The following is a 24,394-nucleotide window of genomic DNA, read 5'->3' as shown; positions in this document are numbered from 1 at the left end:
CTGAACAGCCTGCGCCCCGCGCATCCGAAACTGGTTATGTGCCAACTGGATTCCGTGCACAAAACCGGTTCATCGATCCGGCGGCCGACCCGCCGCCGGAGTGGACAGCCCCGACGCCGCCCAGGGGGATGCCCGCCGTAACGCCGCCGCAGACCGAGCAACACGAGGATCCGCCGCCGTATCTGGACCTGTCGACGGTGGCGCTGCTGGGCCAGCGCAAACGCGCACCCTCCGAAGGTTGGCGCAAGTGGCTGTATCTGGCGTCGTTCAAGCTGATCAACGTGGGGGAGGGCCGCAAAGCCACCCGGCGTCAGGTGCTCGTCACGCAGGTGCAACGCCCGCTGCGGGGCTGCTACCGGATCGCGGTGCTATCGCTCAAAGGCGGGGTCGGGAAGACCACGATCACCGCGACGCTCGGTGCGACGCTGGCCTCCATCCGCGGTGACCGCGTCGTCGCCGTGGATGCCAACCCCGACCGCGGCACGCTGAGCCAGAAGGTGCCGTTGGAGACCCCGGCCACCGTGCGCCATCTGCTGCGCGACGCCGAAGGCATCATGTCCTACAGCGACGTCCGCGCCTACACCTCACAGGGGCCGAGCCGGCTGGAGGTGCTGGCCTCGGAAAGCGACCCGGCGGTGTCGGAGGCGTTCAGCTCGGCCGAATACACCCGCACCCTGGAGGTGCTCGAGAAGTTCTACAGCCTGGTGCTCACCGACTGCGGCACCGGCCTGATGCATTCGGCGATGGCCGCGGTGCTGGCCAAGGCCGATGCGCTGGTGGTGATCAGCTCGGGTTCGGTGGACGGTGCGCGCAGCGCTTCGGCGACGCTGGACTGGCTGGACGCGCACGGTCATCAGGACATGGTGCGCAACGCGATCGCCGTCATCAACGCGGTGCGGCCGCGATCGGGGAAGGTCGATATGCATAAGGTGATCGACCACTTCAACCGGCGGTGCCGGGCGGTGGTCGAGGTGCCGTTCGATCCGCATCTGGAGGAGGGCGCGGAGATCAGCCTCGATCGGTTGAAGCCGCAGACCCGCGAGGCGCTCGTTGAACTCGCAGCCGTGGTCGCCGATGGGTTTCCCGGCGCTAAACGCTCCGCGGGCTAACTGCGGGGGTTGTCCTCGCTGCCGAGGCGGCGCAGAAATTCGGGGTCGTCGTCGGGCCCGATCACGCGGGTCTTCGGACGGCTCGCGGACACCCGTGTCAGCCGCCAACCCAGATAGGTCAGCCCGGCCAATACGGCAATCATCAGCAAGTACGCCACGGGGAAAAGCACCTCCTGGGTCCGATGATACGCGTGCCATCGGTAAGCTCGGGCCGTGTCTGATGGTCGTCCCGCAGCCCGTCTGGTAATCGACGTGGTCGCCTATGCCGCAGCCCGGTTGGTGCTGGTCGCCGTGGTGGCCGCGGCGATCTTCGGTGCCGCGCAGTTGCTCGGACTGCACGAGTTCCCGCTCGTGGTGGCCCTGTTGTTCGCGATCATCATCGCGTTGCCGCTCGGCATCTGGGTGTTCGCCCCGCTACGGCGCCGCGCCACCGCCAGCATCGCGGTGTTCGACGAACGCCGGCGCCAAGACCGCGAGCAACTGCAGGCCAGGCTGCGCGGTGAAGACCCGCCGACCTCCTGAAACGCCTCGATTACCCGCTCAGCTGTCCGGGTAGTCGTTCGGGTATGAGGTCAGCCAAGGATTTGTACGAACGATGGATCTATGAGGTCTGGGCGGGCCAGCCCGTTGCGGCCGAGGTGGTGACCGACGATTTCGTCGGGCACTGGCCCGACCGCGTGGTGCGTGGTCCCGACGGCTTGGAAGACGTGGTCGACGAGACCCACCGGATGTTCAACGAGCTCAAGTTCGTCATCGAAGTCGAACCGTTCGTCGAAGGTGACCTGCTCGCGGCCCGCTGGATCGGCACCGGCGCGGCCAAGGACGGCCCGAAGCGGTTCACCGGTAACGACATCCTGCGGGTGGTCGACGGGCGGTTCGCGGAGTACTGGACCGGCACGTCGGTCGCCTGAGCTCACCCCGCCGCATCCTGCAGCAGTTGGCGCAACCGGCCGAGCGGATCGCCCCGTTCGGGGTGCAGCAGTAGCGGTGGCCGCTCGGAGTCGGGTGCCCCGGGGATTACGACGGCCGCGGGTGGCGGGGGAGGCGGCGCTGACGCCGGCGGCGGCGGTGGCGCCGGTGGGGCGGTCAGGCCCGCGACCTTGGCGGCCAGCCGCGCGGGCGTGTCGGCGCGCACCGCGCGCCGATCGGGATCGGGGTCGGTGTTACCTGCGAAGCAGCCCTGCGGCGCGTCGGCGACCAACTGCGCTGCGCTGTCGTAGCGTTGCCGGGCCGCATCCGGTCGGCCCTCCCACGCCTCGATGTCTCCTTGGCGCTCGCGGACCAACGCCAGGTTGACCCGCACCGGACACGACTGTGCCGCATCGGTGGCCGAAAGCGCTTCGGCGAAGTACGCATCGGCGTCCTCGAGGCGGTTCTGCAGAACGGCGAGCGTGCCCGCGGCGAACGGCGCCTTGGCCGGTTCGATCACGTTGACGATACTCAGCGTGGCGACGTCGTTGCGCAACGCGTCCACATCGCCTGCGTTGAAGTGAGATTCGGCCGCGTGTCCCGCGACAACGACCGACAGCATCTTCACGACGGCAAGTACCGCGACGACGGCCACCGGGGCGGAGAACACCAGCAGCCGTCGCCGCAGCCGCAGCCGCGCGGGGACGTGGCGGGTCATGACGCCACCTCCCGTCGCGCGGTTCTGGTGCGGCGGAATTCGCGGATGCTCGAGTAGCTTTCGAAGAGCAGCAGCACCGCCGCGACGAGCGTGAACACCCAGTACAGTTCCGTGCGCCTGCTGGGTTCGGCGTCGGGTTGCTGCGCCGCGCCGTCCGGCGCGGTCTCGGGGCCGGGCACCTGGCCGGGGCGCAGGTAGGGCACCCCGAGCTGATCGGCGATGCGCCGCAGAGCCGCCTCGTCGAGTGGGTCGCCGTGGCCAAACACCGCCCCACCGTCGACCGACCCGGCGACCGGGTCGAAATCGCTCTGCGGAGCGCGTGATCCGGGGGCTCCGGAACCGACGTAGTACACCAGGTTCGGTGCGTCGGGATACTGCTGGTTCGCCGCGATCAGTTGGTAGCGCAGCACGTTGGCCGCGGCCGCGGCGTTCACCTGACCGCGGGGCTCGTCATAGGACACCAGCGCGGCGATCTCGGGGACCAGGCTCCACGCGTCCTGGGACAGCGGCCAGTCCAGCGACGGCCGCGACGCGAAGCTGATGACCGCGAACCGGGCCTGCGGGTGCTGCTCGATCAGCGTCTGGATGTTGTCGCGGATCTCGTCGATGGCATCGGTTGAGCGGTCGACGAGAAAGAAGACGCTGGCGTTTTCTCCGGACCGCGCGGAGGTGGTGTGCTGCGGTTCGTGGTGTCCGAACCCGGGTCGGGCGGCGGCGATCAGCATCAGAAGCAGCGCCAGGGTGAGCCCCGACCAGCGCCAGACCGTTGCCCAGCGCACGCGCGGCCCGCTGGCCAGCGAGCGCATGGCGATCAGCCGCAGCACGATCACCGCCGCGGCCAGGGCCAACAGCACCGCCGCGGGAACCACCGGAGCCCACGTCATCGCCGCAACACCACCAGCGCCAACGCCAGCAGCAGCGACGCCACGACGGCGACCGTCAGTGGGATCGTCGGCGAGTCGCCATACCATGCGGTGACGGTTTCGGCCTCCGCGGTGGGTTCGGGCGGGTTGGCTTCGATGCCGTCGAGGGCGCGCACTATACCGGCATCTCCGGCGTCGAGCGAAACATATTGCCCGCCGGTCGATTCGGTGATGTCGCGCAATGGACCCGGGCTGGTCGCGAGAACGTTGAGCTGGATGCCCGCCTGGCTCGCCATGTCGGTGACCTGTGGGAGGTCAAGCAGCGACGCCCGCGTCTCCCCGGGCGCGCGGAGCTCGCCCGGGCCCAGATAGACCAGCGAGCGACGGTGCGTGCTGGGTTCGTCGAACGACGGAAACCCGGTGATACACAACGCCAACAGGTCGGCGACGCTGGGCGCGAAGTCGAGATAGGACACCGCGGGCGAGAACGAGGCGGCGGCGCTGCGTTGGGCGGGTGACAGTTCGGGCTCGGCGGGTATGCGGCCGACGTCGGCGATGTCGGTGAGCCTTTCGGCCGCGTACGAGTGGTCGCGGGTCAGCGGAATGACGCGCCGATTGGGTGACGTCAACCCGATGCGCTGGGTGCCGAAGGTCCGGGCCTGCTCAGCGAAGTGTGATAGGAACGCCGCGGTGGTTCCGTCGGTGACGGGTTGGCCAACACACAGCATGATGTCGGACGGGGCCTGCACGGCGCGCGACGACGACCCCCATCCGCTGGGTCTGGCGCTGGCCAGCATGGCGGCGGTGAACAGAATCAGCAGCAGCACGATCGTCGCAATCATCGACAGCGTCCTGGTGCGCGCCACCCGGGCGTATTCGGGCAACCGGGTCAGCCGTGCGGTGTTGGCCAGTGGCCGGAGCTCGCGCATCTCGCGGTCGATCGGCAGCAGCGCCAGGGCAACCGCCGCCGCCAGGCACACGAAGCCGAGCACCGCCACCGGCCACCAACTCAAGGCCACGTGCGCACCAATTCCTGTGCTGCCGAACCAGTCTGGCGGACGTCCACCGGTGATGCGGTGTTGAACTGCGCATCGTCGAGCGCCTCGAACACCGGCGCAGCCGAAGCGAGCTGACTGGCGGCGATGGTCTCGACGTGCATGTACTGCGCCGGGGTGCCGGTCGCCTGATGCAGGAAGCTGCGCAGGGTGCGGCTGATCCCGGCGGCGGCCTGCGCCGCCGACAGCTCACCGCGTTCGTGTTTGTCGGCGACCGTGCCGATGCTGCGGGCGAAGCGGCGCCGCAACAGGGTGGCATGCCAGCTCCGGATAACCGGCAGGCGCCGCAGCCGGTGCGACGGCAGCGTCCACACGAAAACCGCGGTGTACCAGCCGATCACGATCAGCGTCAGCGCGACCGCGAGCCACAGCCACCATGCCGAGTAGGGAGTGGGTCCGATGATGTAGTTGAGCAGGTCATCCGGCACGGGCGAACACCTCGGTCAGTTCGACGAGCCGGGGCCGGATCTCACCGCTGGCGCCGATCCTGGTGTGGGGGATGGCCTGGGCGGTCAAGAACTCGTCGAGTCGATGTGCGCGTGCCTGTTCGGCACGCCGGTAGGCGGCCACCACCCGCGGGCCCAGCGCGGCGCTGTTGAGCACGTGGCGGCCGGACCCGACGTCGTAGCCGTCCTGGTCGTCACCCACCGCGGGCATGTCGGTGACCATCGCCCACAACACGTCGTGGCGCGCGCGTAGTCGGCGGACGGCGTCGTCCAGGCGGTCATCGATGTCGGGTTCGTCGGATACCACGACGATCAACATCGAATGACGATAATGCGTTGCCACGTAGTCGAGTTGGCACCCGATCTCGCTGGGGCCGGGCCGGGCGAGGGTGTGGGCGTAGAACCGGTGCAGCATGTTCTCGATATGGGTTTCCCCGCGCCGCTGACGGATGTTGACGCAGCCGCGGGCGTCGCCGTACACCATGCCGATCTGGTCGGCGCGCCCGAGCGTGACCAGCCCGAAGGCACCCAGGATGTGTGCTGCCACATCGCGTTTGAGCTCACCGCCGGGTGCCAGCGCGGACATGTTGCGGCCGGCGTCGGTGACCAGCAGGATCTTGTGGTGCTTCTCGGAGACGAAGCGTTTGATCAGGATGTTCCCCGAGCGCGCGGAGGCCTTCCAGTCGATGTCACGGACGTCGTCGCCGGGCACATACGGTCGGAGCTCGTCGAATTCGAGGCTGCGGGTGTGCAGCAGCGCGTAGCGTCCGCCTTCGAGCATGCCGCGGGTGTCGGTGCCGAAATGCGCCTTGGCGCGGTTGAGATGCTGGCCCACCGTTAGGGCACCCGGATCGCCTGCAGGACCGCGTCGACGATGCGCTCGGAGGTGATGCCCTTGCTGGCCGCCTCGAACCCGAGGATCAGCCGGTGCCGCAGCACGCGGTGCGCGAGCTTGGCGATGTCGTCGGGTATGACGTGGGCGCGTCCGGACAGCACCGCAAGGGCACGTGCGCTCTGGCACAGCGCGATCGTCGCGCGCGGGCTCGCGCCGTACTCGATGAGGCGGGCGAGCTGGGCGGGTAGGAACTGCTCGGGGTTGCGGGTGGCGCCGACGAGTTGGCCGGCGTAGAGCATCAGCGCCTGGTCCATGTGCACGTGGCGCACGACGTCGCGGGCGCGTCGGATGTCGTCGAGCGTCACGACTGGCCGCGCCCGGTGATCCTTGTCGTACAGCCCGGCGTCCATCCGGAACATCACCTCCACCTCTTGTTCGGCGGAGGGGTAGCCGAGGGTCTCCTTGAGCATGAACCGGTCGGTCTGTGCTTCGGAGAGGGGATAGGTGCCTTCCTGGTCCACCGGGTTCTGGGTGGCGATCACCAGGAACGGCTCCGGGATCGGGTAGACGGTCCCGGCGATGGTGGTCTGGCGTTCCTCCATCGCTTCGAGCATCGCGCTCTGCGTCTTGGCGCTGGAGCGGTTGATCTCGTCGAGCAACACGATGTTGGTGTGCACCGGACCGAGCTGGGTGACGAACGAGTTCGTGGCGGCCTCGTACACCTGGGTGCCGATGATGTCGCTGGGCAACAGGTCCGGGGTGCACTGGATGCGCTGAAACCCGCCGTGGATGGATTCGGCGATGACGCGCGCGGCCGTCGTCTTGGCCAGGCCCGGAACGCTTTCGATGAGCACGTGTCCGCCGGCGAGCAGCCCGATCAACAGCGACTCGCGCAGGTTCTCCTGACCCACGACCTTGGCCGAGAACGCATCGGATACCGCGGCGGCAACGCGGTGCGCGTCGGCGAGATCGCGGCGGTCGAGTTGCGGGCGTGTGGCGGTCATGCAGTGCCTTTCGGGGTTGCCTTCCGGATGCCTATCGGGCTGCGGACAGCGTTGGTTACCCCGGCGAGGGTAGGCGCACACGTCTTGTCCGTAAGGTTGACGTCAACTAAACTTGACAACGTGACCAATATCGACGCGTTGACCAGCAACGACCCGGCTGTCGGGCTCAAGGCGGTCCGCGCGCTGCAGCGACTCCAGGAGCGCCTGGAGGCGATCCACGTCGCGAACGCCCGCGAACAGGGCTGGAGCTGGCAGGCCATCGCCAGCGCGCTCGGGGTCAGCCGCCAAGCCGTGCATCAGAAGCACAACAGGAGGAAATGACATGTTCGAGCGGTTCAGCCGCAGTGCCCGCGTCGCGGTGACGCTCGCCCAGGAAGAGGCGCGGGAACTGGATTCGGAAGTGATCGGTGCTGAACATCTCCTGGTCGGTGTCCTACAGAGCGCCGGGCGGGAGCTCGCGGGCCTGCTGCTCGGCTACGGGTTGACCGCCCAGGCGGTGCGCGCGCGGCTGGATACACAGTCTGCGTCGAGTGACCCGCTGTTCGACGAGGATGCCGAGGCGCTGAGGTCGATCGGGATCGACTTGCATGCGGTCCGCGACCGCGTGAACCGCGCGTTCGGAAAGGACGCCTGGGACAGCGCGTTTCGCCGGTCCGGCCGCCGCAGGCGTCGTGGCTACATACCGTTCACCAAGCCTGCCAAGAAGGCACTCGAACTCTCGCTGCGAGAAGCGCTGGCGCACAAGAGCAGAACCATCGGATGCGAGCACGTCCTGCTCGGCATCCTGCGTGGCGGTGACAAGTTCACCGTCGGCCTGATCACCGAGCGCGTGGACGTGGGAGAACTGCGTGCCGCAGTTGCCACCCTTCTCGACCAGGCGGCCTAGCCACGGCGCGACGGTCCCGCTGCCGCTGGCTGTGCGGATTCATGCGCGACACGCCGCTGCAGGCGTATGAAACCGCACGTTCGCGAGGGAGACGTCAGCTCAGGAATCGCTCGATGTAGGGGGTGAAGCGGGCCTGCAGCTCATGTTCGTCGAGGCCGAACATCTGCGCCGACGTGGCCACCCGGCCGAGCCGACCGCGCTGATGGCCGTCCAAATAGGTGACCATGGCCGCGCGCGCCTCGTCGCTCATCGTCTCGCCGGCAAGTTCGTAAATTGCTGCGGCGGAGCCTATTTCGTCGGCCATGAAGTCGTCGAAGCGCAGGTCGATCGAACGCTGCGCGGGCAGCGCGTCGCGGTCGCGGATGAGGGCGCCCAGCATGAGCTCGAGCCGGTCCACCCAAGACGCGGCGATATCGTCCACCGGCACCGGCGAACAGTGCATCCGCGCCGAGTAGGTGATCATCGTGAGCATCGACAACACCACCGGCACCGGGTCGCGGTGCGTGACGATCACCACGACGTCGGGAAACACCTGGTTCAGCACCGGCAGCTGCTCGAGATGCTGCGGCGATTTCAGTAGCCAGCGCCGCCCGCCGCGCAGGAACTGCAACGCTTTGAGCTGGGTGGCCAGGTGCTCGTAGTGCGGCGTCTGATCGTGTGACAGGTAGTAGTCGCGCCAGCGCGGCACGTGCGCGAGCGTCTCGAACAGCATCGACGAGAAGTCGTTGGCCAGCAGCTGAATTTCCTCGTGGACGTGGTCGGTGGTCATCTCGTGCATCAGCGCGAAGTGCGGCATCACCGCGTTCATGAACTCGACCGCGGCGTCCATCCGTACCCGGCGCGGATCCGGCTCGACACCGGCCTCGGCGGGCAGCGGGAACGGCTCGTTGCTCTCCCAGTACGGCATCGTGCGGAAGGTCGGCCCCGCGGCCAGCAGGTTGTGCAGGTGCGTGGTGCCGGTGCGGGGCAGCCCGGCGATGACGACCGGCGGCACCAGCTCGATGTCGTGGATCTCGGGGTGCCGGTTCAGCAGGTCGGTGAGCAACAGCCTGTTCTTCAAGAACTGCACCAGCTGCGCATGGAAGTTCACCACACCCCCGTCGTGCAAGTTCGTAATCTCCCGCAGCGCAACGAGATAGGTGTCGAGGCGGTCGCGGTAGTCGTCGGCGCCGAAGTCGTCGAGACCCGTCTCGGCCGCGGCCTTGGCGTGCAGGGCATCCGCGTCGAGCGGGCAGTCGGGCGCCATCGCCGCCATCATCTGCCGGAGGGGTTCGACGTCGGCGGGGAAGCTGGGTTCGGCGAGGTCGTCTAATTGCACGGGATCGGCTGTGGTGTCCGTCACAGCCACTTATGTTACTGTCAGTTCCGTAATGACGGTGGACATTGGTCGACCCCGCGATCCCCGCATCGACGGCGCGGTGCTCGCGGCGACGGTCGAACTGCTCGGTGAAACCGGGTACGCAGCGCTTTCGGTCGACGCGATCGCCCGCCGGGCCGCCACCAGCAAGCCGGCGATCTACCGCCGCTGGCCCAGCAAGGCCCACGTGGTGCACGAGGCCGTGTTCCCGATCGGGGCCGCCACCGAACTGCCCGACACCGGCTCGATCGGCGGCGACGTGCGGGAGATCCTGCGCCGCACGGTGGCCGTGCTGACCACCCCGGCCGCGTTGGCGGCGCTGCCCGGCCTGGTCGGTGAGATGGCCGCCGATCCCAGCCTGCACGCGGCGCTGCTCGAGCGCTTCGCCGACATCCTGGGCCGCGGGCTGACCGACTGGCTCGCCGCCGCCGTCGCGCGCGGCGACGTCCGGTCTGAGGTCACCGCCGCCGACATCGTCGACGCGATCGCCGGCATCACGTTTCTGGCCCTGATCACCCACGCGGACACGCTCGACGACGCGTGGGTGAACCGCACCGCCGAACTCATCACGAAAGGGATCAGCGCATGACGCAACACGAATCAACGAAAGCTTGGCGCGAATTGCTCGACACGCTCGGCGGCCTCGACAAGGCCTTCCTCGAGGGGGATCGCGCCGTCAGCGACGACCGCCACATCGCCGACGGCTACCGCATGCTCGCAACCACTCTCGGTGTCGCGCTGGACAACTACCTGTTCGCCGAACCGAGCCGGCCGATGTGGATCGAGGTCAACTCGCCGTATCGGCGCGACCGCCGCTGGGGCGGCGACAACACCGACGCCTACTACTACATGTGCCCGATCGACCCGAAGCGGCGCTACCGCATCAGCGGCAATCGCGGTGAGAGCGTGTACTTTTCGGTGACGGCCTACAACGAGCCGTCGCCCGGGGCGTGGTCGGACCGGATCGTGGCGCTCGTGCGCGACGACGACCTCGAGCGCTCGGGCGCCATGGATGCCGACGGTAACTTTACGTTCGACCTGGGTCCCACGGAGGACGGCGTCGTGCTGATGACCCGCGACTATCAGGCCGACCCGGACACCGGCCGTCCGGTGTCGTGGCGCATCGAGGCGCTCGACGAACCCGATCCCATCCGCCACGGCGACGCCGAAACCGCTGCGGCACTGCGGGCCAGCGCGGCGTGGCTGCGCACGATGTTCGCGATCGTGCCGCTGACGGTCGGCGTCCGCAGTGATGACGCCAAGACGCTCGGCCACGAATTCTCGCAGGGGGCAAATGACTTCGCCCAGCCCTACCAGGTGCCCGACGCCAACTTCGGCTGGTCGGCGCGCGACGCCTGCTACTCCTACGGCAGCTTCGTGCTCGAGGACGACGAGGCACTGGTGGTCACGCACACCCCGCCGTCGTGCCGGTTCTGGAACCTGGTGGTGTGGAACCAGTTCATGGCCGCCCACAGCGCCGGGGACGGGCGGTGTTCGATCAACGGCCACACCGCGGTGCCCAACGCCGACGGTTCGGTCACCGTCGTCGTCTCGCGCGGGATGACCGAGCATCCCAACGCGATCACCACGATGGACTATCCCCGCGGCAACTTGGCGTTTCGCTGGTTCCTCGCCGACGAGGTGCCGGCCCGCCCACAGGTGCAGCTGGTCAAGGTAGCCGACTTGTGATTTCGGCGCGCAAACCTGCGCCCATCGCTGGTTAGCGCACCGAAATCGCCAGGGCAAGGGCGAGGGCCGTCGCGGCGGCCCACACCAGCATCGTCAGCCCGGTGTCGCGCAGCACCGGGATCAACGCCTTACCGCCGAGACCACGACGCACCGGAAGTGCCGCGCGCACCGCGAGCGGCAGCGCCACGAGACCGACCGCGGCCCACGGCGTCGCAAGCATCAACACCACCGTCAGCACGAACGCCGTTACCACCAGCCCCTGATAGAGCAGCCGGGTGTGGGCGTCGCCGAGCCGCACCGCGAGCGTGATCTTGCCCGACTCCGCGTCGGTCGGGATGTCGCGCAGGTTGTTGGCCACCAGCACCGCCGACGACAGACATCCCATCGCCACCGCGCACGCCACCCCGACCCAGTCGATGCGCAGCGCCTGGGTGTACTGCGTGCCGAGCACCGCGACCAGCCCGAAAAACACGAACACCGCGACCTCGCCCAGCCCGGAATAGCCGTAGGGCCGCGAGCCGCCGGTGTACAGCCACGCCCCGGCAAGACACAGCGCGCCGACCGCGATCAGCCAGGGCGCGCTAGACCAGGCCAGCACCACGCCCGCGACCGCGGCGGCGGCCAGGCTCACCAGCGCCGCCGTCAGCACCGCCCGCGGCGCGGCCAACCGCGACCCGACCAGCCGCAGCGGTCCGGCCCGCACGTCGTCGGTGCCGCGGATCCCGTCGGAGTAGTCGTTGGCGTAGTTGACCCCGACGATCATCGCCATCGCAACGAGCAACGCCAGCAACGCCTTCCACCAGCTGGCCGCATCGAGCCAAGCTGCGGCTCCGGTGCCGGCGATGACGGGGGCGATCGCGTTGGGCAACGTCCGGGGGCGAGCACCCTCGACCCATTGCGCGAAACTGGCCACGAGCGTCATCGTCGCATGGCGGACAATGTGGTGATGCCTGCGGACGCGAGGAGAAAAAAGTGCTAGCGGTCATCGGAGGCAGCGGCCTTTACTCGTTCTTCGGCGCCGACGCCCGCAGCGTCGCGATGGACACCCCGTACGGGGCACCCAGTGCGCCGATCACCGTCGGCACGGTCGGCGTGCATGAGGTCGCGTTCTTGCCGCGCCACGGCGTCAATCACGAGTTCTCCCCGCACACCGTGCCGTACCGGGCCAACATGTGGGCGCTGCGCGCGCTCGGGGTGCGCCGGGTCTTCGGGCCGTGCGCGGTCGGCAGCCTCACCCCGGTACACGGCCCGGGCGCGACGGTGGTGCCCGATCAACTGGTGGACCGCACCACCGGGCGCGACGACACCTACTTCGATTCGGGCGGCATCCACGTCGGGTTCGCCGACCCGTACTGCCCGTCGCTGCGCGCCGCTGCGGCCGGGCTGCCCGGCGTGGTCGACGGCGGCACGATGGTGGTGATCCAGGGCCCGCGGTTTTCCACGCGAGCGGAGAGCCGATGGTTCGCAAATCAGGGTTTCACGCTGGTAAACATGACCGGCTACCCTGAGGCGGTGCTGGCGCGTGAACTCGAAATGTGTTACGCCGCCATCGCTTTGGTGACCGATGTGGACGCGGGCGTCGACGCGGGAAGCGGGGTCCGCGCGGTCGACGTGTTCGCGGAGTTCGAACGCAACCTGGGGCCGTTCCGCCAGCTGGTGCACGACGCCATTGAGGCCACCGCCAGCGAGCGCGCCTGCACGCACTGTCTGGCCCACGACGGTGTCCAACTGCCCTTCGACCTGCCGTGAGAATCCTGCTGACCGGTGCCGCGGGCTTCATCGGGGCCCGGATCGACACCGCGCTGCGCGACGCCGGCCACGACGTCGTCGCCGTCGACGCCATGCTGTCCGCCGCGCACGGTTCGGGGGCACGCCCGCCGCAGGGCTGCCGGGTGCTCGACATCCGCGACGCCTCGGCGCTGGCGCGGCTGATGAAGGGCGTGGACGTGGTGTGTCACCAGGCGGCGGTCGTCGGCGCCGGGGTCAACGCCGCCGACGCGCCGTCCTACGGCAGCCACAACGACTACGGCACCGCGGTGCTGCTCGCCGAGATGTTCGCCGCGGGCTGTGACCGGCTGGTGCTCGCGTCGTCGATGGTGGTCTACGGGCAGGGCCGTTACGACTGTGCCGAGCACGGCCCGGTTGAACCGCACGCGCGTAGCCGTGCGGATCTGGACGCGGGGGTGTTCGACCATCGCTGCCCGCTGTGCGGGGCGTTCGTGCGATGGCGGCTGGTGTCCGAGGACGCGCCGCTACGGCCCCGAAGCCTGTACGCCGCCAGCAAGACCGCCCAGGAGCACTACGCGCTGGCCTGGTCGGAGGCCACCGGCGGGGCGGTCACCGCGCTGCGCTACCACAACGTGTACGGCCCGTACATGCCGCGCGACACCCCGTACTCCGGGGTGGCGGCGATCTTCCGTTCCGAACTGGAATCCGGTGATGTGCCAAGGGTTTTCGAAGACGGTCAGCAGATGCGCGACTTCGTCCACGTCGACGACGTCGCCGCGGCCAACGTCGCGGCCGTGACGGCCCGACTCGACGGGTTCACCGCGTTCAACGTGTGCTCGGGCCGGCCGATCTCGATCTCGCAGGTGGCGACCGAACTGTGCGAGGCGCGCGGTGACGCACCACCCGTGGTCACCGGGCAGTACCGCAGCGGCGACGTCCGGCACATCGTCGCCGACCCCGCACGCGCCGCTCAGGTGTTGGGCTTTCGCGCCGTCGTGGACCCGCGTGACGGGCTGCGGGAGTTCGCGTTCGCACCGTTGCGGGCCTGATGCGCCGCGCGGTGGTCGTTGTCGCTATCGTCACGCTTGTGGCGACGGGGCTTTTGGGGTTGATCTGGTCACAGCAGCGACGGCTGATCTACTTCCCCTCACCGGGACCGGTGCCGTCGGCGAGCGCAGTGCTGCCCAACGGGCGTGACGTCGTGATCGAGACCGAGGACGGAATCTCCCTGGGGGCCTGGTATTTCCCGGTGGACGCGGACGGGCCTGCGGTGCTGGCGTTCAACGGTAATGGCGGTGACCGGTCAGCGCGCTGGCCGCTGGCGGCGGCACTGAACCGGATAGGCCTTTCGGTGTTGCTGTTCGACTACCGCGGCTACGGCGGCAACCCGGGCCGCCCCACCGAAGAGGGGCTGGCCGCCGACGCCCGTGCCGCCGAGAAGTGGCTGGCCGAGCAGCCGGGCGTCGAACAAATCGTGTACTTCGGCGAATCCCTAGGCGCGGCAGTGGCGGTCGGGCTGGCGGTGCCCCGGCCGCCTGCCGCGCTGATCCTGCGGTCACCGTTCACGTCGCTGGCCGACGTCGCTGCCGAGCACTACCCATGGCTGCCGGTGCGACGGCTGCTGATCGACCGGTTCCCGTCGATCGAGCGGATCGCGTCGGTGCGGGTGCCGCTGCTGGTGATCGCCGGCGACCGCGACGCCATCGTGCCCGAGCAGCTCAGCCGGCGACTGTATGAGGCCGCCAACGAACCCAAGCGCTACGTCGTGGTGCCCGGCGCCGGCCACAATGACCAGGTGCTGCTCGACGGCGCCGTGCTGCTCGACGCTATCCGGCAGTTCCTGTCATCGGCCGGAGTGACTTAGCGATACTGGCGGGGTGAAACCCGCGATCTGTGAGCAATTCGGAATCGACTTTCCCCTGTTCGCGTTCAGCCACTGCCGCGACGTCGTGGCCGCCGTGACCAACGCCGGCGGCTTCGGTGTGCTGGGTGCGACCGCCTACACCCCCGAGATGCTGGACCAGGAACTGTCCTGGATCGACGAGCATGTCAACGGCAAACCGTACGGGCTGGACCTCATCGTGCCCGCCAAGTTCGAGGGCAAGGGCGAGAAGCTGTCCGACGGCGCGCTGGCCAGCCGGATCCCCGCCGAGTACCGCAGCTACATCGACGCGTTGCTCGCCGAGCACGGCATCGAACCCGACGAGGCGCCGCGCACCGGGCCGTCGATGCTGTCCGGCAACACCGGCAAGGATCTGCTCGAGGTGGCGATGAGCCATCCGATTCGGCTGATCGCCAACGCGTTGGGGGTGCCGCCGGACTACATGATCGAGGCGGGCAAGGAGAACGGCATCCCGGTCGCGGCGCTGGTCGGGGCCAAGGAGCACGCCGTCAAGCAGGTGCAGGCCGGCGTCGACCTGATCGTCGCGCAGGGCACCGAGGCCGGCGGGCACTGCGGTGAGGTGACGACGCTGGTGTTGGTGCCCGATGTGATAGATGCGATCGAGTCCGCCGGTGCCAAGGTGCCGGTGCTGGCCGCCGGCGGCATCGTCACCGGCAGGCAGATGGCCGGCTGCGTCGCGATGGGCGCCGACGGTGCCTGGACGGGCTCGGTGTGGTTGACCACCGAGGAGGCCGAGACCGCGCCCTACACGGTGCAGAAGTTCTTGGCGGCGTCGTCGCGCGACACCATCCGGTCGGCCAGCCGCACGGGTAAGCCTGCGCGACAACTGGTTTCGGACTGGACGCAGGCCTGGCTGCCCAACGACGGCGGGCAGCAGCCGCTGCCGCTGCCGTTGCAGTCGATGCTGGCCGAACCGGTCATCCGCCGCGTCGACGTGTTGGCGTCGCAGGGCCACCCGGGCGCGCAGGCGTTGGCCACCTACTTCGTCGGGCAGGGGGTAGGGCTGATGAACAAGGTCAAACCGGCCCGCGAGGTGGTGCGCGAGTTCATCGAGGACTACCTGGCCGCCACCGAACGGCTGAGCAACTCGCTCCCGGACTAGTTTGCGATTTCGGCGCACTCATGCACCCTCAGCGTCCGTTACCGCGCCGAAATCACTCGGCGTCGCGGGTGACCGTGGTGCTGCCGTGCCTCAACGAGGCGGAGTCGCTGCCGGGTGTGTTGGCGGCGATGCCCGCGGGCTACCGGCCGCTTGTCGTGGACAACAACAGCACCGACGACACCGCGCAGGTGGCGCGCCGATACGGCGCCGACGTCGTCGCCGAGGCGCAACCGGGTTACGGGGCGGCCGTGCACGCCGGGGTGGTGGCGGCGACGACGGACGTCGTGGCTGTGCTCGACGGCGACGGGTCGCTGGACCCCGGTGACCTGACCCGACTCGTCGATGCGCTCGACCGCGGCGCCGACATGGCGATCGGGCGACGACGCGCGCGTCCCGGGCTGCGGTGGCCGTGGCACGCCCGACTCGGCACGGCCGCGGTGTGCTGGCGGCTGCGCCGACGCCACGGCTTGGCGGTGCACGACATCGCCCCGATGCGGGTCGCTCGCCGCGACGACTTGTTGAGCCTGGGTGTGGCCGACCGCCGGTCTGGGTACCCGCTGGAACTGCTGGTCCGGGCGGCCGCCGCGGGCTGGCATGTCGTGGAGCGCGACGTGGCCTACGGCCCGCGGACCGGCGGGAAGTCCAAGGTCAGCGGTTCGCTGCGCGGCAGTCTGGTGGCGGCCATGGACTTCTGGCGGGTGATCTCGTGACGGTGCTGCCGGTGGTCGGGTTGGTGGTCGCCAAGGCGCCGGTGCCCGGGCTGGCCAAGACGCGCCTCGCCGCCAGCATCGGTGAGCGGGCCGCCGCCGACATCGCCGCCGCCGCACTGCTGGACACCCTCGACGCGATGGCCGCCGCACCGCTGCAGGATCGTGTGGTGGCGCTGGCCGGTGACCTCGTGGGTGCCTGCCGCGTCGACGAAATCCAGGACAGCCTAAGCAGATTCACCGTGGTTCCGCAGCGCGGCGCCGCCTTCGCCGAGCGCCTCGCCAACGCCCATCGCGACGCCGCCGACGCCGCCGACCATCAGACGGTGCTGCAGATCGGGATGGACACCCCACAGGTCTCCGACGAGATGCTCGTCGAGTGTGCGCGCGAACTGCTCAGCGCGCAGGCCGTCGTCGGACTCGCGAAGGACGGCGGATGGTGGGTGCTCGGGGTGTCCGACGCCGCGATGGCCGACTGCCTTCGCGGCGTGCCGATGTCGCGCCCGGACACCGGCGCGTTGACGTTGGCCGCGTTGTACGCCAAGGGAATCGACGTCCGGCTGGTCGCCGAACAGGCCGACTTCGACACTGTCGACGATCTCGCCGCCGTGCACCGGGCCTGCCCGGCGGGCAGCCGCTTCGTCGAGGCGATCACCAGTTCGTCAGGATCAGGTGGTTGAGCGCCAACGCGCCGATGACGTTGAGCGCCAGCCACCAACGGTGTGACCGCGGCGGTAGGAGCGCCGCCGCCGCAGGCAACCACACCGTGAACGGCAGCCAGATCCGTTCTGTCTCAGCCTTGCTCAGCATCGACAGGTCGGCCAACGCAATCGCCGCCAGCGCGCCGATCACCAGCAAGTGCAGACCGGCGCGCTGCCGGATCGCCGCGATATCGAAGACCCGACCGATGCCGGCCACACTGCCCAGCCCGATCGCGCATACCACCGACGCCAGGTTCGCCCACCCCCAGTAGGAGAACGGCCGGTCGCTGGCGATGCCCTGCCAATAGCGTTCCTGCACAAGGAAGTAGCCGTCGAACCACCAAAAACCGGCTGCCAGGAACACCACCGTCACCGTGCCGGCGACCACCACAGCCGGGGCCAACACCCGCAGCGCCACCTGCCACGACGGCGCACACACCAGCACCGCCACCGCGGGCAGCGCCATCAGCACCAGGCCGTAGTTTAGGAAAATCCCCCAGCCCAACAACAGCCCCGCGCCACATGCGGCGAGCACCGGCCAGCGCGCCATACCCCGAACCGCCAACGCCAACAACGCGATACCCCATGCCGCCACGCCGGCGAAGTAGCCGTCGGCCGACACCGCGATCCAGATCGCCGTCGGCGCCACCGCGACGAACGGTGCCGCCATTCGCGCGGTGTCCTCAGACGCCAACGCGCGCACTGCGACCAGGATCGCGGCCGCTGCGCTGGAACCCGCGAGCAGGCACAGCAGCGCCGCCCACGCGCCGCCGGCCAACCCGATGCGGTCCAGCCACACGAACGTCAGCAGCGCGCCAGGCGGATGCCCCGACACGTGCGTGATCCACGAATCCGGTTGGTAGTCCAGGATTCTGTCGGCAAAGGTCCGCACGGCCTCGGGGATGTCGGTGACGGTGGGCACTTGACGCAGGTACTCGTGACGGGCCGCCAGTCGCCCGGCGAATCCACGCTGCCAGCCGTCGATCATGGCCAGCGAGAACGCCCACGCGCAGGCCGTCGCCCAGGTCAGCCACAACACCGCGCGCCACGGCAACCGCTGGGCGAGCGCCGGACCCCACAGCACCGCCGCCGCACCGAGCAGGACCGCAGGCACCGTGCCCCAGCCGATATGGGCTTGGAACCAGCCGAAGATCGGCGCCGCGCCCGCGAACGCTTCCAACCGCTCCGGCGACGCGTTGATCAGCGGCGTGACGCCGATGTCCAGGCGTGGCAGCAGAAACGCCGCCGCCACCAGCGCCACCCCGACGGCGACCGCCACCCACTCCGGCGCGAGCAGACGCAAACTCGTCTTTTTGTCGGCATGTCCGTGCGAGTTTGCGTCTGCTCGCCGCAAAGACCGCAACTTAGTAGAGGGCCTTTCGGTAGTTCTCCTCGCTGTAGTACTCGTCGAGCTGCTCCTGGGTCCAGTCGTGGCGCACCGCCTGGGCGATCCGCGCCGCGCTGGGCACCGCGTCGGGCCTCCACGTCGACGGGTCCCAGGCGTCCGAGCGCAGAAAAGCCTTGGCGCAGTGGAAGAACACCTCTTCGATCGACACCTCGAGCGCGAGCGGCGGCCGACGGCCCCTGATCGCGAGCACATCGAAATAGTCGGCGTCGGACAGGATTCGACCCGTGCCGTTGATGCGCAGCGTGTCCCCGCGGCCGGGGATCAGAAACAGCGTGCCGACATGCGGGTTCTGCAGCACGTTGCGGTACCCGTCGACGCGCTTGTTGCCGGGCCGCTCGGGGATCGCGATCGTGGTGTCGTCGATGACGTGGACGAAGCCGGCCGGGTCACCCTTGGGCGACACGTCGACGCGGCCATGCGCGTCCGTCGTCGCAACGAAGCACAGCGGCGAGTGCGCCAGCCAGTCGCGCTGCACGGGCGAGAGCCGGTCCTTCACCTTGTTGGCGACGTAGACATCCGGCTCACCGACGATCGCCTGCAGGTCCTCGACGCTCTCGACTAAACGACGCATCGTCCTATCATGCCCCGCTGCGATTAATCGGCGCGGCGGCCGGGTAGCCGATCGGCATGGCACATCATGTCGAAGTCGAACCGGAACTCTGGGACGAGTTCCACCGGGTCGTGAACATGACATCGCGGGAGCTGCTCGATTGGCTACGCACGCGGTCGGCCGACGAGGGCACCGAGGAGCTACCGGACCAGGCGGGCACCAAAACCGGTCGCGCGGTCCTCGACATCCTGCAGAAGCGCCGCGGAGACCTCACCGACGAGGACGAGCGCGTCATGCGCAAGGTCGTCGACCGGATCCACGCCGAACGCCGCGACGACCTCGAGCCCACCGCGGGCCAGGAGAACTGGCGCCACCGGCTGATGACGATCGGCCACGACCCGCTCAAACCGGCGCCGCGCTGAGCTCAGCCGAACCGGGCGGCCAGCGCGCGGCGGTCCACCTTGCCGATGCCGCGCCGCGGCAGCGACGCCACCTCATGTACCTCCCGTGGTGCGGCGGTCACGTCCAGCGTCTGCGCGACGTGGACGCGTAACTCGGCCACCGTGGGCGCGGTCTGCCCGGCGGCGACGACGACGGCCGCGGCCACCCGCTGGCCGAGCCGTTCGTCGGGCACCCCGAACACCGCGCACTCGGTGACCGCGGGATGCGACGCCAACGCGGTCTCCACCAGCTGCGGTAGCACCGTCAACCCGCCGGTGCTGATCGCCTCGTCCACCCGGCCGAGAATCGTCAGGCGGCCTGAATGATCCACCGTGCCAAGGTCATCGGTGCGAAACCAGCCCGGCTCGGCGAATGGGTCGGGGTGTACCGGGTTGCGGTAGCCCTTGGCCAGGGTCGCACCACCCAACACCACGCGGCCCCCGTTTGATGTCGCCGTCGGCCCGGCTCCGGCGTCGATGCGCACGTGCACCCCGTCCAGCGCGACGCCGTCGTACACGCACCCGCCCGCGGTTTCACTCATCCCGTAGGTGCGCACCACCGCGATGCCCGCGTCGGCAGCACGGCGCGCCACCGCGGCGGGCAACGGGCCGCCGCCGATCAACACGGCGTCCAGCGACGCCAACGCCGCCGTCGCCGCCGGATCCCGCAGCGCCCTGTCGAGTTGCGCCGCCACCAACGACGTGTAGCGCCGCCCGTCGCCCAACGCCTCAACGGCCGAAACCAGTTCGGCCGCATCGAATCCTGACGTGATCGCCACCGGCGCCGTACCCGCGACGACGCTGCGCACCAACACCTGCAGCCCCGCCACATGATGGGCCGGCAGCGCCAGCAGCCAGCGGCCCGGGCCGCCCAGCCTGGCGTGGGTGGCGTCGGCGCTGGCCGTCAACGCGGCAGCCGTCAGCATCGCGCCTTTGGGGACACCGGTGGTCCCGGACGTAGCGACCACGACCGCGACGTCGTCATCGACCTCGAATCCGGCCCGCAACGACGTTGTCAACAGCGAACTTTCGCGCTCGCCTTCGGCCGGCACCGGCAGCAACGATGTTCGCCCTTCGAGCGCGTCGGCTACGACGGGCAGCAGGGTCAGCGCCGAGGCGCCGGACGCGACGGCGACGGGGCGCAGGACGGCTATGTGTCCCCCTCGGGGTCGCGTGGGTCGTCGAGCGGCCAGCCCTTGGCGGCCAGCCGGCTGCGCACCCGCTCGACGTCGTCGACCGACGGCAACCCGTCGGTGATCTGGGTGATCAGCACCCCAATATCGGCGTTGTCGAACTCGCCGCGGGCCATCAACTCGCGCGCGACGGCCTTGACCTCGTCGTCGGTCAGCCGCCGTTTGAGCAGCGCCAGCAACGGAACCCGGTCAGGGCCGGGCACACCCTCGGGATAGCCGTCGGTGACCCACGCGACGATCTTGGCCAGAAACTTGGTCACAGTCACTCACGATGTTACGTGGGCTGCGCGCCGAGCAGGTACAACCCGGTCTGGTGGCCGATGAAGTCACGCGCGATGAACAGCACCCCGATCACCACCGCGACCAGCACCAGCGCGAAGAGCGCCCAGCTCAGCGCCATGAGCCTCGGATTGCGTTGCACCGCACCGTTTTCAGTGACGCCGGCTCCTGCGGCGTTGAGCCGCACCCCAATCGCGAACAGCGCGGGCAGCCCCGCCCCGATCACCAGCCCGACGGCCAGGATCTTCAGCGCTGCGATGTAGTTGAACCAGTCACTCACGGTTGGTCTCCGGTCATCGGGGTCATACGGGCTCGGGTGTCCTGACCGGTTGCGGCGGTGCGTCGGGTACGGGCGGCACCGGCATCGGGGCTTGCGCTGCGGTACCCGCGGTCAGGTTGCCCTCCCAGTCATTGTTGACGTTCTGGTGGTCGATCGGCGCCTTGCGCGACCGCAGCCAGATCGCCAGCGAGACCGCCACCAGCAGCAGGAAGCCCACGCCTGCACCGGTGTAACCACCGATCGCATTGACTACCCAGTAGGTCAGCGCGCCGACGAGCCCGGCGGCGGGCACCGTGATCAGCCACGCCGACGCCATCCGTCCGGCCACCCCCCAGCGCACCTCCGCGCCGCGCCGCCCGACACCGCTGCCGAGGATCGAACCGGTCGCAACATGGGTGGTCGACAGCGAGTAGCCGAAGTGGCTGGACAGCAGAATGATTGCCGCCGAGGAGGATTCGGCGGCCATCCCCTGCGGTGGTTTGATCTCGACGAGGCCCTTGCCCAGCGTGCGGATGATGCGCCAACCCCCGAGATAGGTGCCGAGCGCGATCGCCACCGCACACGACAGGATCACCCAGAACGGCGGCATCGGATCGGACTCGCTGGCCGAGCCGTAGGCGATCAGCGCCAGAAAGATCACGCCCATCGTCTTCTGCGCGTCGTTGGTGCCGTGCGCCAGCGACACCAGCGCCGCCGAGCCGACCTGGCCGTAGCGGAACCCGCTCTCGGTGCGCTCTTCCGGGACGCCGCGCACCATGCGGTACACCAGCCACGTGCCCACCCCCGCGACCACGGTCGCGATCACCGGTGCCAGCACCGCAGGCGCCAGCACCTTGGACACCACGCCCTGCCAGATCACACCGTGGCCGCCCACCGCGGCCAGCATCGCCCCGACCATGCCGCCGATCAGCGCATGCGAGGAGCTCGACGGCAACCCGAGCAGCCAGGTCAGCAGGTTCCACACGATGCCGCCGACCAGGCCGGCAAACACCAGCTCGAGGCTCACCAGGCCCGGATCGATCAGCCCCTTGGCAATGGCCGCGGCCACCGCCGTCGACAGAAACGCGCCGATCAGGTTGAGCACCGCCGACATCGTGACGGCGACCTTCGGCTTGAGCGCACCGCTGGCAATCGAGGTCGCCATGGCGTTGCCGGTGTCATGGAACCCGTTGGTGAAGTCGAAAGCCAGTGCCGTGATCACGACGATGATCAGCAGAAAAAGCTCAAGGCTCACAGTGCGGGTTCTCCGGGTGGCATCGCGTTATCCTCTGTTGTCGCGCCGCAGCGGATGGGTTTCCGGAACCTGCACGAAGATGAGATGCACCCCGTCCGGATCGTGTACATGCATCTCGTGTAAACCCCACGGTTCCTGGCGGGATTCCCGCGCGATCGGCACGCCGCGGCCTGCCAGTTCCTGCTCGGTGGCGTAGACGTCGCGCACTTGCAGCCACATCGCGCCGCCGGCGTTCGGAGTACCGTGGCCGGCCAGCTCGATAAGCGACTGACCTGCGAAGAAGACGGTGCCCGAGCCGTAATCCCGGGCGATGGCCAACCCCAGCCCGTCGCGGTAGAAGCGCACCGAGCGTTGGTAGTCGACCGGTCGGATGAGCATCCGACTGGCCAGGATCTCCATACCGATGTGTGTAGCACGTCGTGGCCGTGATCTAACCGCGACACCCGGCGCGTCACTGGACTCGCCGGGTGACGTGGCGCCAGTAGGGCTCACGTAGCTGCCGTTTGAGCAGTTTGCCGCTGGGATTGCGGGGCAGTTCGGTGGCGAAGTCGACCGATTTGGGCAGCTTGAAACCGGCCAGCCGCTCGCGGGCGAACCGGATCAGTTCGGCGGGCTCCGGCCCGGGTGTCTGGGCGGGGACGACGACAGCTTTGACCGCCTCGCCCCAGGTGTCGTCGGGAACGCCGATGACGGCGACGTCGGCGACCTGGGGGTGGGCCATCAGCGCGTTCTCCACCTCGGCCGGGTACACGTTCTCGCCGCCGGAGACGATCATGTCCTTGACCCGGTCGTACAGGTAGACGTAGCCGGCGTCGTCGAGGTAGCCGAGGTCGCCGGTCTTCAGCCAGCCGTCGCCGGTGAGGGCCTCGGCGGTGGCGTGCGGGTTGTTCCAGTAGCCGAGCATGTTCTGCGTCGAGCGGGTCCACAGTTCGCCGACGGTGCCGCTGGGCGCGTCGTGGCCGTCGGCGTCGACGACGCGGAGTTGCACCCACGGGTACGGCTTACCGCAGGACCGCAGCAGCTCGGGGTCATGGTCATCCAATTGCGTTATGGAGCCGGTGGTTTCGGTCATGCCGTACACCTGGCGCATATCGCAGCCGAATCGTTCGATGGCCGTTACCAACACGTCGTCGGTGATCGGTGATGCGCCGTAGACGATCACGCGCAGGCTCGACAGATCCGCGGAGTCGATGCCGGGGGTGCCCAGCAGCCGCTGGATCACCGCGGGCACCAGCAGCATGTTGGTGATGCGGTGTTTGGTGATCGCGGCCAGGATCGCGTGCGGGTCCACGTCGCGCAGCAGCACCGTCGGGCAGCCGACATACAGGGCGACCAGTGCCCAGCCGGAGCCGGCCATGTGGAACAACGGCATCACGGCCAGGCTGACCGCGTCGGCGCTGAACAGCCACTGGTCGGCGCAACCGACCGTCTTGGCCAGGTAGTTGGCGTTGCTCAGCATCGCACCCTTGGGTGCGCCCGTCGTACCCGAGGTGTACATCAACACGGCAATATCGTCGGAACGTGTTGCGACGTAAGGGTCTTCGGCGGTCTGCGCGCCCAGCCAGTCGTCGAAGGACGGCCAGCGGTCGTGCTCGCCGATCGCCACCACGGTGTGCACATGCTCGAGTTGGTCGGCGATCGCTTCGAGGTGCCCGAAGAACTCGTCGCCGACCACCACCACGGCCGCGCCGGCGTCGGCGATGACGTGGGCCATCTCCGTGGCAGCCAGCCGCCAGTTCACCGGAACACCGATCGCGCCGAGTTTGGCCAGCCCGCACAGGACTTCGAAAAACTCGACGCCGTTCTTCTCGACGAACGCCACCCGGTCGCCGAACCCGACACCGGCCGCGCGAAACGCCTGCGCGGCTTGGTTGGAGCGCGCGTCGAGTTCGGCGAAGGTGACGGTGCGCGCACCGCAGATCAGCGCGACGGCGTCGGGGCGCTGCGCGCCGTGGATCCGCACGATATCGGCGATCGTGGTGAGCTCAGGCATCGAAT

At 69.0% G+C, this 24,394-nt stretch carries 31 protein-coding genes; 14 read left to right on the top strand and 17 right to left on the bottom strand.

Annotated features, from left to right (window positions below; all coding sequences use genetic code 11):
* Window positions 1–38: 38 nt before the first annotated feature.
* Window positions 39–1,109 carry a MinD/ParA family ATP-binding protein gene (locus tag ABQF13_RS08330; protein WP_448392252.1) on the top strand — a complete coding sequence of 357 codons (1,071 nt, stop codon included), beginning with the start codon at window positions 39–41 and terminating at the stop codon, window positions 1,107–1,109.
* Here ABQF13_RS08330 and ABQF13_RS08325 read toward each other — a convergent pair.
* Window positions 1,106–1,267: a hypothetical protein gene (locus tag ABQF13_RS08325; protein WP_448392251.1), complete on the bottom strand. Its 162-nt coding sequence runs from the start codon at window positions 1,265–1,267 to the stop codon at window positions 1,106–1,108. The two genes, ABQF13_RS08330 and ABQF13_RS08325, sit on opposite strands and share 4 nt — an antisense overlap.
* A 55-nt stretch (window positions 1,268–1,322) precedes the next feature.
* Here ABQF13_RS08325 and ABQF13_RS08320 point away from each other — a divergent pair, with 55 nt between their 5' ends.
* Window positions 1,323–1,631 (top strand): DUF4229 domain-containing protein, encoded by a 309-nt coding sequence (locus ABQF13_RS08320; protein ID WP_448392250.1) that lies wholly within the window; start codon window positions 1,323–1,325, stop codon window positions 1,629–1,631.
* Between the two features lie 44 nt (window positions 1,632–1,675).
* A complete protein-coding gene (locus ABQF13_RS08315; protein ID WP_448392249.1) occupies window positions 1,676–2,020 on the top strand; it encodes an ester cyclase in 345 nt (114 codons plus the stop codon).
* Window positions 2,021–2,022: 2 nt separating this feature from the next.
* Here ABQF13_RS08315 and ABQF13_RS08310 read toward each other — a convergent pair whose 3' ends face one another.
* From ABQF13_RS08310 to ABQF13_RS08285, 6 genes are read right to left on the bottom strand one after another with little or no spacing between them, the layout of a single operon-like run.
* Window positions 2,023–2,736 carry a hypothetical protein gene (locus ABQF13_RS08310; RefSeq protein ID WP_448392248.1) on the bottom strand — a complete coding sequence of 238 codons (714 nt, stop codon included), beginning with the start codon at window positions 2,734–2,736 and terminating at the stop codon, window positions 2,023–2,025.
* Window positions 2,733–3,620, bottom strand: coding sequence for a vWA domain-containing protein (locus tag ABQF13_RS08305; protein ID WP_448392247.1), 888 nt, complete (start codon window positions 3,618–3,620; stop codon window positions 2,733–2,735). The genes ABQF13_RS08310 and ABQF13_RS08305 overlap by 4 nt, the downstream gene beginning before the upstream one ends.
* A complete protein-coding gene (locus tag ABQF13_RS08300) occupies window positions 3,617–4,618 on the bottom strand; it encodes a hypothetical protein (protein WP_448392246.1) in 1,002 nt (333 codons plus the stop codon). Before ABQF13_RS08300 ends, ABQF13_RS08305 begins: the two co-directional genes overlap by 4 nt.
* Entirely contained in the window at window positions 4,609–5,082 is a 474-nt protein-coding gene (locus ABQF13_RS08295) for a hypothetical protein (RefSeq protein ID WP_448392245.1), read from the bottom strand. The genes ABQF13_RS08300 and ABQF13_RS08295 overlap by 10 nt, the downstream gene beginning before the upstream one ends.
* Entirely contained in the window at window positions 5,072–5,935 is an 864-nt protein-coding gene (locus ABQF13_RS08290; RefSeq protein ID WP_448392244.1) for a DUF58 domain-containing protein, read from the bottom strand. Before ABQF13_RS08290 ends, ABQF13_RS08295 begins: the two co-directional genes overlap by 11 nt.
* Window positions 5,936–5,937: 2 nt before the next feature.
* Complete coding sequence (locus ABQF13_RS08285) at window positions 5,938–6,939, bottom strand: AAA family ATPase (RefSeq protein ID WP_448392243.1); 1,002 nt, start codon at window positions 6,937–6,939, stop codon at window positions 5,938–5,940.
* Between the two features lie 96 nt (window positions 6,940–7,035).
* On the opposite strand from ABQF13_RS08285, the gene ABQF13_RS08280 reads away from it, so the two are divergent.
* Together ABQF13_RS08280 and ABQF13_RS08275 are read left to right on the top strand one after the other, a co-directional pair.
* The gene (locus ABQF13_RS08280) at window positions 7,036–7,260 is read left to right on the top strand and encodes a helix-turn-helix domain-containing protein (protein ID WP_448392242.1); all 225 of its coding nucleotides are present in this window, start codon (window positions 7,036–7,038) and stop codon (window positions 7,258–7,260) included.
* A gap of 1 nt (window position 7,261) precedes the next feature.
* Window positions 7,262–7,825 carry a Clp protease N-terminal domain-containing protein gene (locus ABQF13_RS08275; protein ID WP_448392241.1) on the top strand — a complete coding sequence of 188 codons (564 nt, stop codon included), beginning with the start codon at window positions 7,262–7,264 and terminating at the stop codon, window positions 7,823–7,825.
* Window positions 7,826–7,919: 94 nt separating this feature from the next.
* Here the strand turns inward: ABQF13_RS08275 and ABQF13_RS08270 are convergent, their stop codons facing one another.
* A complete protein-coding gene (locus ABQF13_RS08270) occupies window positions 7,920–9,083 on the bottom strand; it encodes a sulfotransferase family protein (protein ID WP_448392674.1) in 1,164 nt (387 codons plus the stop codon).
* A gap of 112 nt (window positions 9,084–9,195) precedes the next feature.
* Between ABQF13_RS08270 and ABQF13_RS08265 the strand changes: the two genes are divergently transcribed.
* Window positions 9,196–9,771: a TetR/AcrR family transcriptional regulator gene (locus ABQF13_RS08265; protein WP_448392240.1), complete on the top strand. Its 576-nt coding sequence runs from the start codon at window positions 9,196–9,198 to the stop codon at window positions 9,769–9,771.
* Complete coding sequence (locus ABQF13_RS08260) at window positions 9,768–10,871, top strand: DUF1214 domain-containing protein (RefSeq protein WP_448392239.1); 1,104 nt, start codon at window positions 9,768–9,770, stop codon at window positions 10,869–10,871. The genes ABQF13_RS08265 and ABQF13_RS08260 overlap by 4 nt, the downstream gene beginning before the upstream one ends.
* Window positions 10,872–10,902: 31 nt before the next feature.
* Here the strand turns inward: ABQF13_RS08260 and ABQF13_RS08255 are convergent, their stop codons facing one another.
* The gene (locus ABQF13_RS08255) at window positions 10,903–11,784 is read right to left on the bottom strand and encodes a 1,4-dihydroxy-2-naphthoate polyprenyltransferase (protein WP_448392673.1); all 882 of its coding nucleotides are present in this window, start codon (window positions 11,782–11,784) and stop codon (window positions 10,903–10,905) included.
* A gap of 59 nt (window positions 11,785–11,843) precedes the next feature.
* Between ABQF13_RS08255 and ABQF13_RS08250 the strand changes: the two genes are divergently transcribed.
* Genes ABQF13_RS08250 through ABQF13_RS08225 form a run of 6 tightly spaced genes read left to right on the top strand, consistent with a single transcriptional unit; the run spans window position 11,844 to window position 16,991 of the window.
* Window positions 11,844–12,620, top strand: coding sequence for an S-methyl-5'-thioadenosine phosphorylase (locus ABQF13_RS08250; RefSeq protein WP_448392238.1), 777 nt, complete (start codon window positions 11,844–11,846; stop codon window positions 12,618–12,620).
* Window positions 12,617–13,648 carry an NAD-dependent epimerase/dehydratase family protein gene (locus tag ABQF13_RS08245; protein WP_448392237.1) on the top strand — a complete coding sequence of 344 codons (1,032 nt, stop codon included), beginning with the start codon at window positions 12,617–12,619 and terminating at the stop codon, window positions 13,646–13,648. The genes ABQF13_RS08250 and ABQF13_RS08245 overlap by 4 nt, the downstream gene beginning before the upstream one ends.
* A complete protein-coding gene (locus ABQF13_RS08240; protein WP_448392236.1) occupies window positions 13,648–14,463 on the top strand; it encodes an alpha/beta hydrolase in 816 nt (271 codons plus the stop codon). The genes ABQF13_RS08245 and ABQF13_RS08240 overlap by 1 nt, the downstream gene beginning before the upstream one ends.
* A gap of 13 nt (window positions 14,464–14,476) precedes the next feature.
* Window positions 14,477–15,604, top strand: coding sequence for a nitronate monooxygenase (locus ABQF13_RS08235; protein WP_448392235.1), 1,128 nt, complete (start codon window positions 14,477–14,479; stop codon window positions 15,602–15,604).
* A gap of 20 nt (window positions 15,605–15,624) precedes the next feature.
* Window positions 15,625–16,314, top strand: coding sequence for a glycosyltransferase family 2 protein (locus tag ABQF13_RS08230; RefSeq protein ID WP_448392234.1), 690 nt, complete (start codon window positions 15,625–15,627; stop codon window positions 16,312–16,314).
* 2 nt (window positions 16,315–16,316) lie between these two features.
* Window positions 16,317–16,991, top strand: a complete 675-nt coding sequence (locus tag ABQF13_RS08225) for a TIGR04282 family arsenosugar biosynthesis glycosyltransferase (RefSeq protein WP_448392672.1) — start codon at window positions 16,317–16,319, stop codon at window positions 16,989–16,991.
* Here ABQF13_RS08225 and ABQF13_RS08220 read toward each other — a convergent pair.
* Both ABQF13_RS08220 and ABQF13_RS08215 read right to left on the bottom strand, forming a co-directional pair.
* Window positions 16,963–18,315 (bottom strand): hypothetical protein, encoded by a 1,353-nt coding sequence (locus ABQF13_RS08220; protein ID WP_448392233.1) that lies wholly within the window; start codon window positions 18,313–18,315, stop codon window positions 16,963–16,965. The two genes, ABQF13_RS08225 and ABQF13_RS08220, sit on opposite strands and share 29 nt — an antisense overlap.
* A 61-nt stretch (window positions 18,316–18,376) precedes the next feature.
* Window positions 18,377–18,991, bottom strand: a complete 615-nt coding sequence (locus ABQF13_RS08215; protein WP_448392232.1) for a pyridoxamine 5'-phosphate oxidase family protein — start codon at window positions 18,989–18,991, stop codon at window positions 18,377–18,379.
* Window positions 18,992–19,047: 56 nt separating this feature from the next.
* Here ABQF13_RS08215 and ABQF13_RS08210 point away from each other — a divergent pair, with 56 nt between their 5' ends.
* Window positions 19,048–19,392 carry a DUF3140 domain-containing protein gene (locus tag ABQF13_RS08210; protein ID WP_448392231.1) on the top strand — a complete coding sequence of 115 codons (345 nt, stop codon included), beginning with the start codon at window positions 19,048–19,050 and terminating at the stop codon, window positions 19,390–19,392.
* Window positions 19,393–19,394: 2 nt separating this feature from the next.
* Here ABQF13_RS08210 and menE read toward each other — a convergent pair whose 3' ends face one another.
* The 6 genes from menE to ABQF13_RS08180 are packed head-to-tail and all read right to left on the bottom strand — an operon-like array spanning window position 19,395 to window position 24,389.
* Complete coding sequence (menE, locus tag ABQF13_RS08205) at window positions 19,395–20,513, bottom strand: o-succinylbenzoate--CoA ligase (RefSeq protein ID WP_448392671.1); 1,119 nt, start codon at window positions 20,511–20,513, stop codon at window positions 19,395–19,397.
* Window positions 20,514–20,560: 47 nt separating this feature from the next.
* Entirely contained in the window at window positions 20,561–20,863 is a 303-nt protein-coding gene (locus ABQF13_RS08200) for a DUF3349 domain-containing protein (protein ID WP_448392670.1), read from the bottom strand.
* A gap of 14 nt (window positions 20,864–20,877) precedes the next feature.
* Window positions 20,878–21,162: a hypothetical protein gene (locus ABQF13_RS08195; RefSeq protein ID WP_448392230.1), complete on the bottom strand. Its 285-nt coding sequence runs from the start codon at window positions 21,160–21,162 to the stop codon at window positions 20,878–20,880.
* 22 nt (window positions 21,163–21,184) lie between these two features.
* The gene (locus ABQF13_RS08190) at window positions 21,185–22,396 is read right to left on the bottom strand and encodes an inorganic phosphate transporter (protein ID WP_448392229.1); all 1,212 of its coding nucleotides are present in this window, start codon (window positions 22,394–22,396) and stop codon (window positions 21,185–21,187) included.
* Window positions 22,397–22,423: 27 nt separating this feature from the next.
* Window positions 22,424–22,795, bottom strand: a complete 372-nt coding sequence (locus tag ABQF13_RS08185) for a VOC family protein (RefSeq protein WP_448392228.1) — start codon at window positions 22,793–22,795, stop codon at window positions 22,424–22,426.
* Window positions 22,796–22,847: 52 nt separating this feature from the next.
* The gene (locus tag ABQF13_RS08180) at window positions 22,848–24,389 is read right to left on the bottom strand and encodes a long-chain-fatty-acid--CoA ligase (RefSeq protein WP_448392227.1); all 1,542 of its coding nucleotides are present in this window, start codon (window positions 24,387–24,389) and stop codon (window positions 22,848–22,850) included.
* Between the last annotated feature and the right edge of the window lie 5 nt (window positions 24,390–24,394).

The sequence above is a fragment of the Mycolicibacterium sp. XJ879 genome (genome assembly GCF_053483935.1).
Note: the sequence above shows the minus strand (reverse complement) of the source record. Positions and strands in the feature narration are given on the sequence as shown.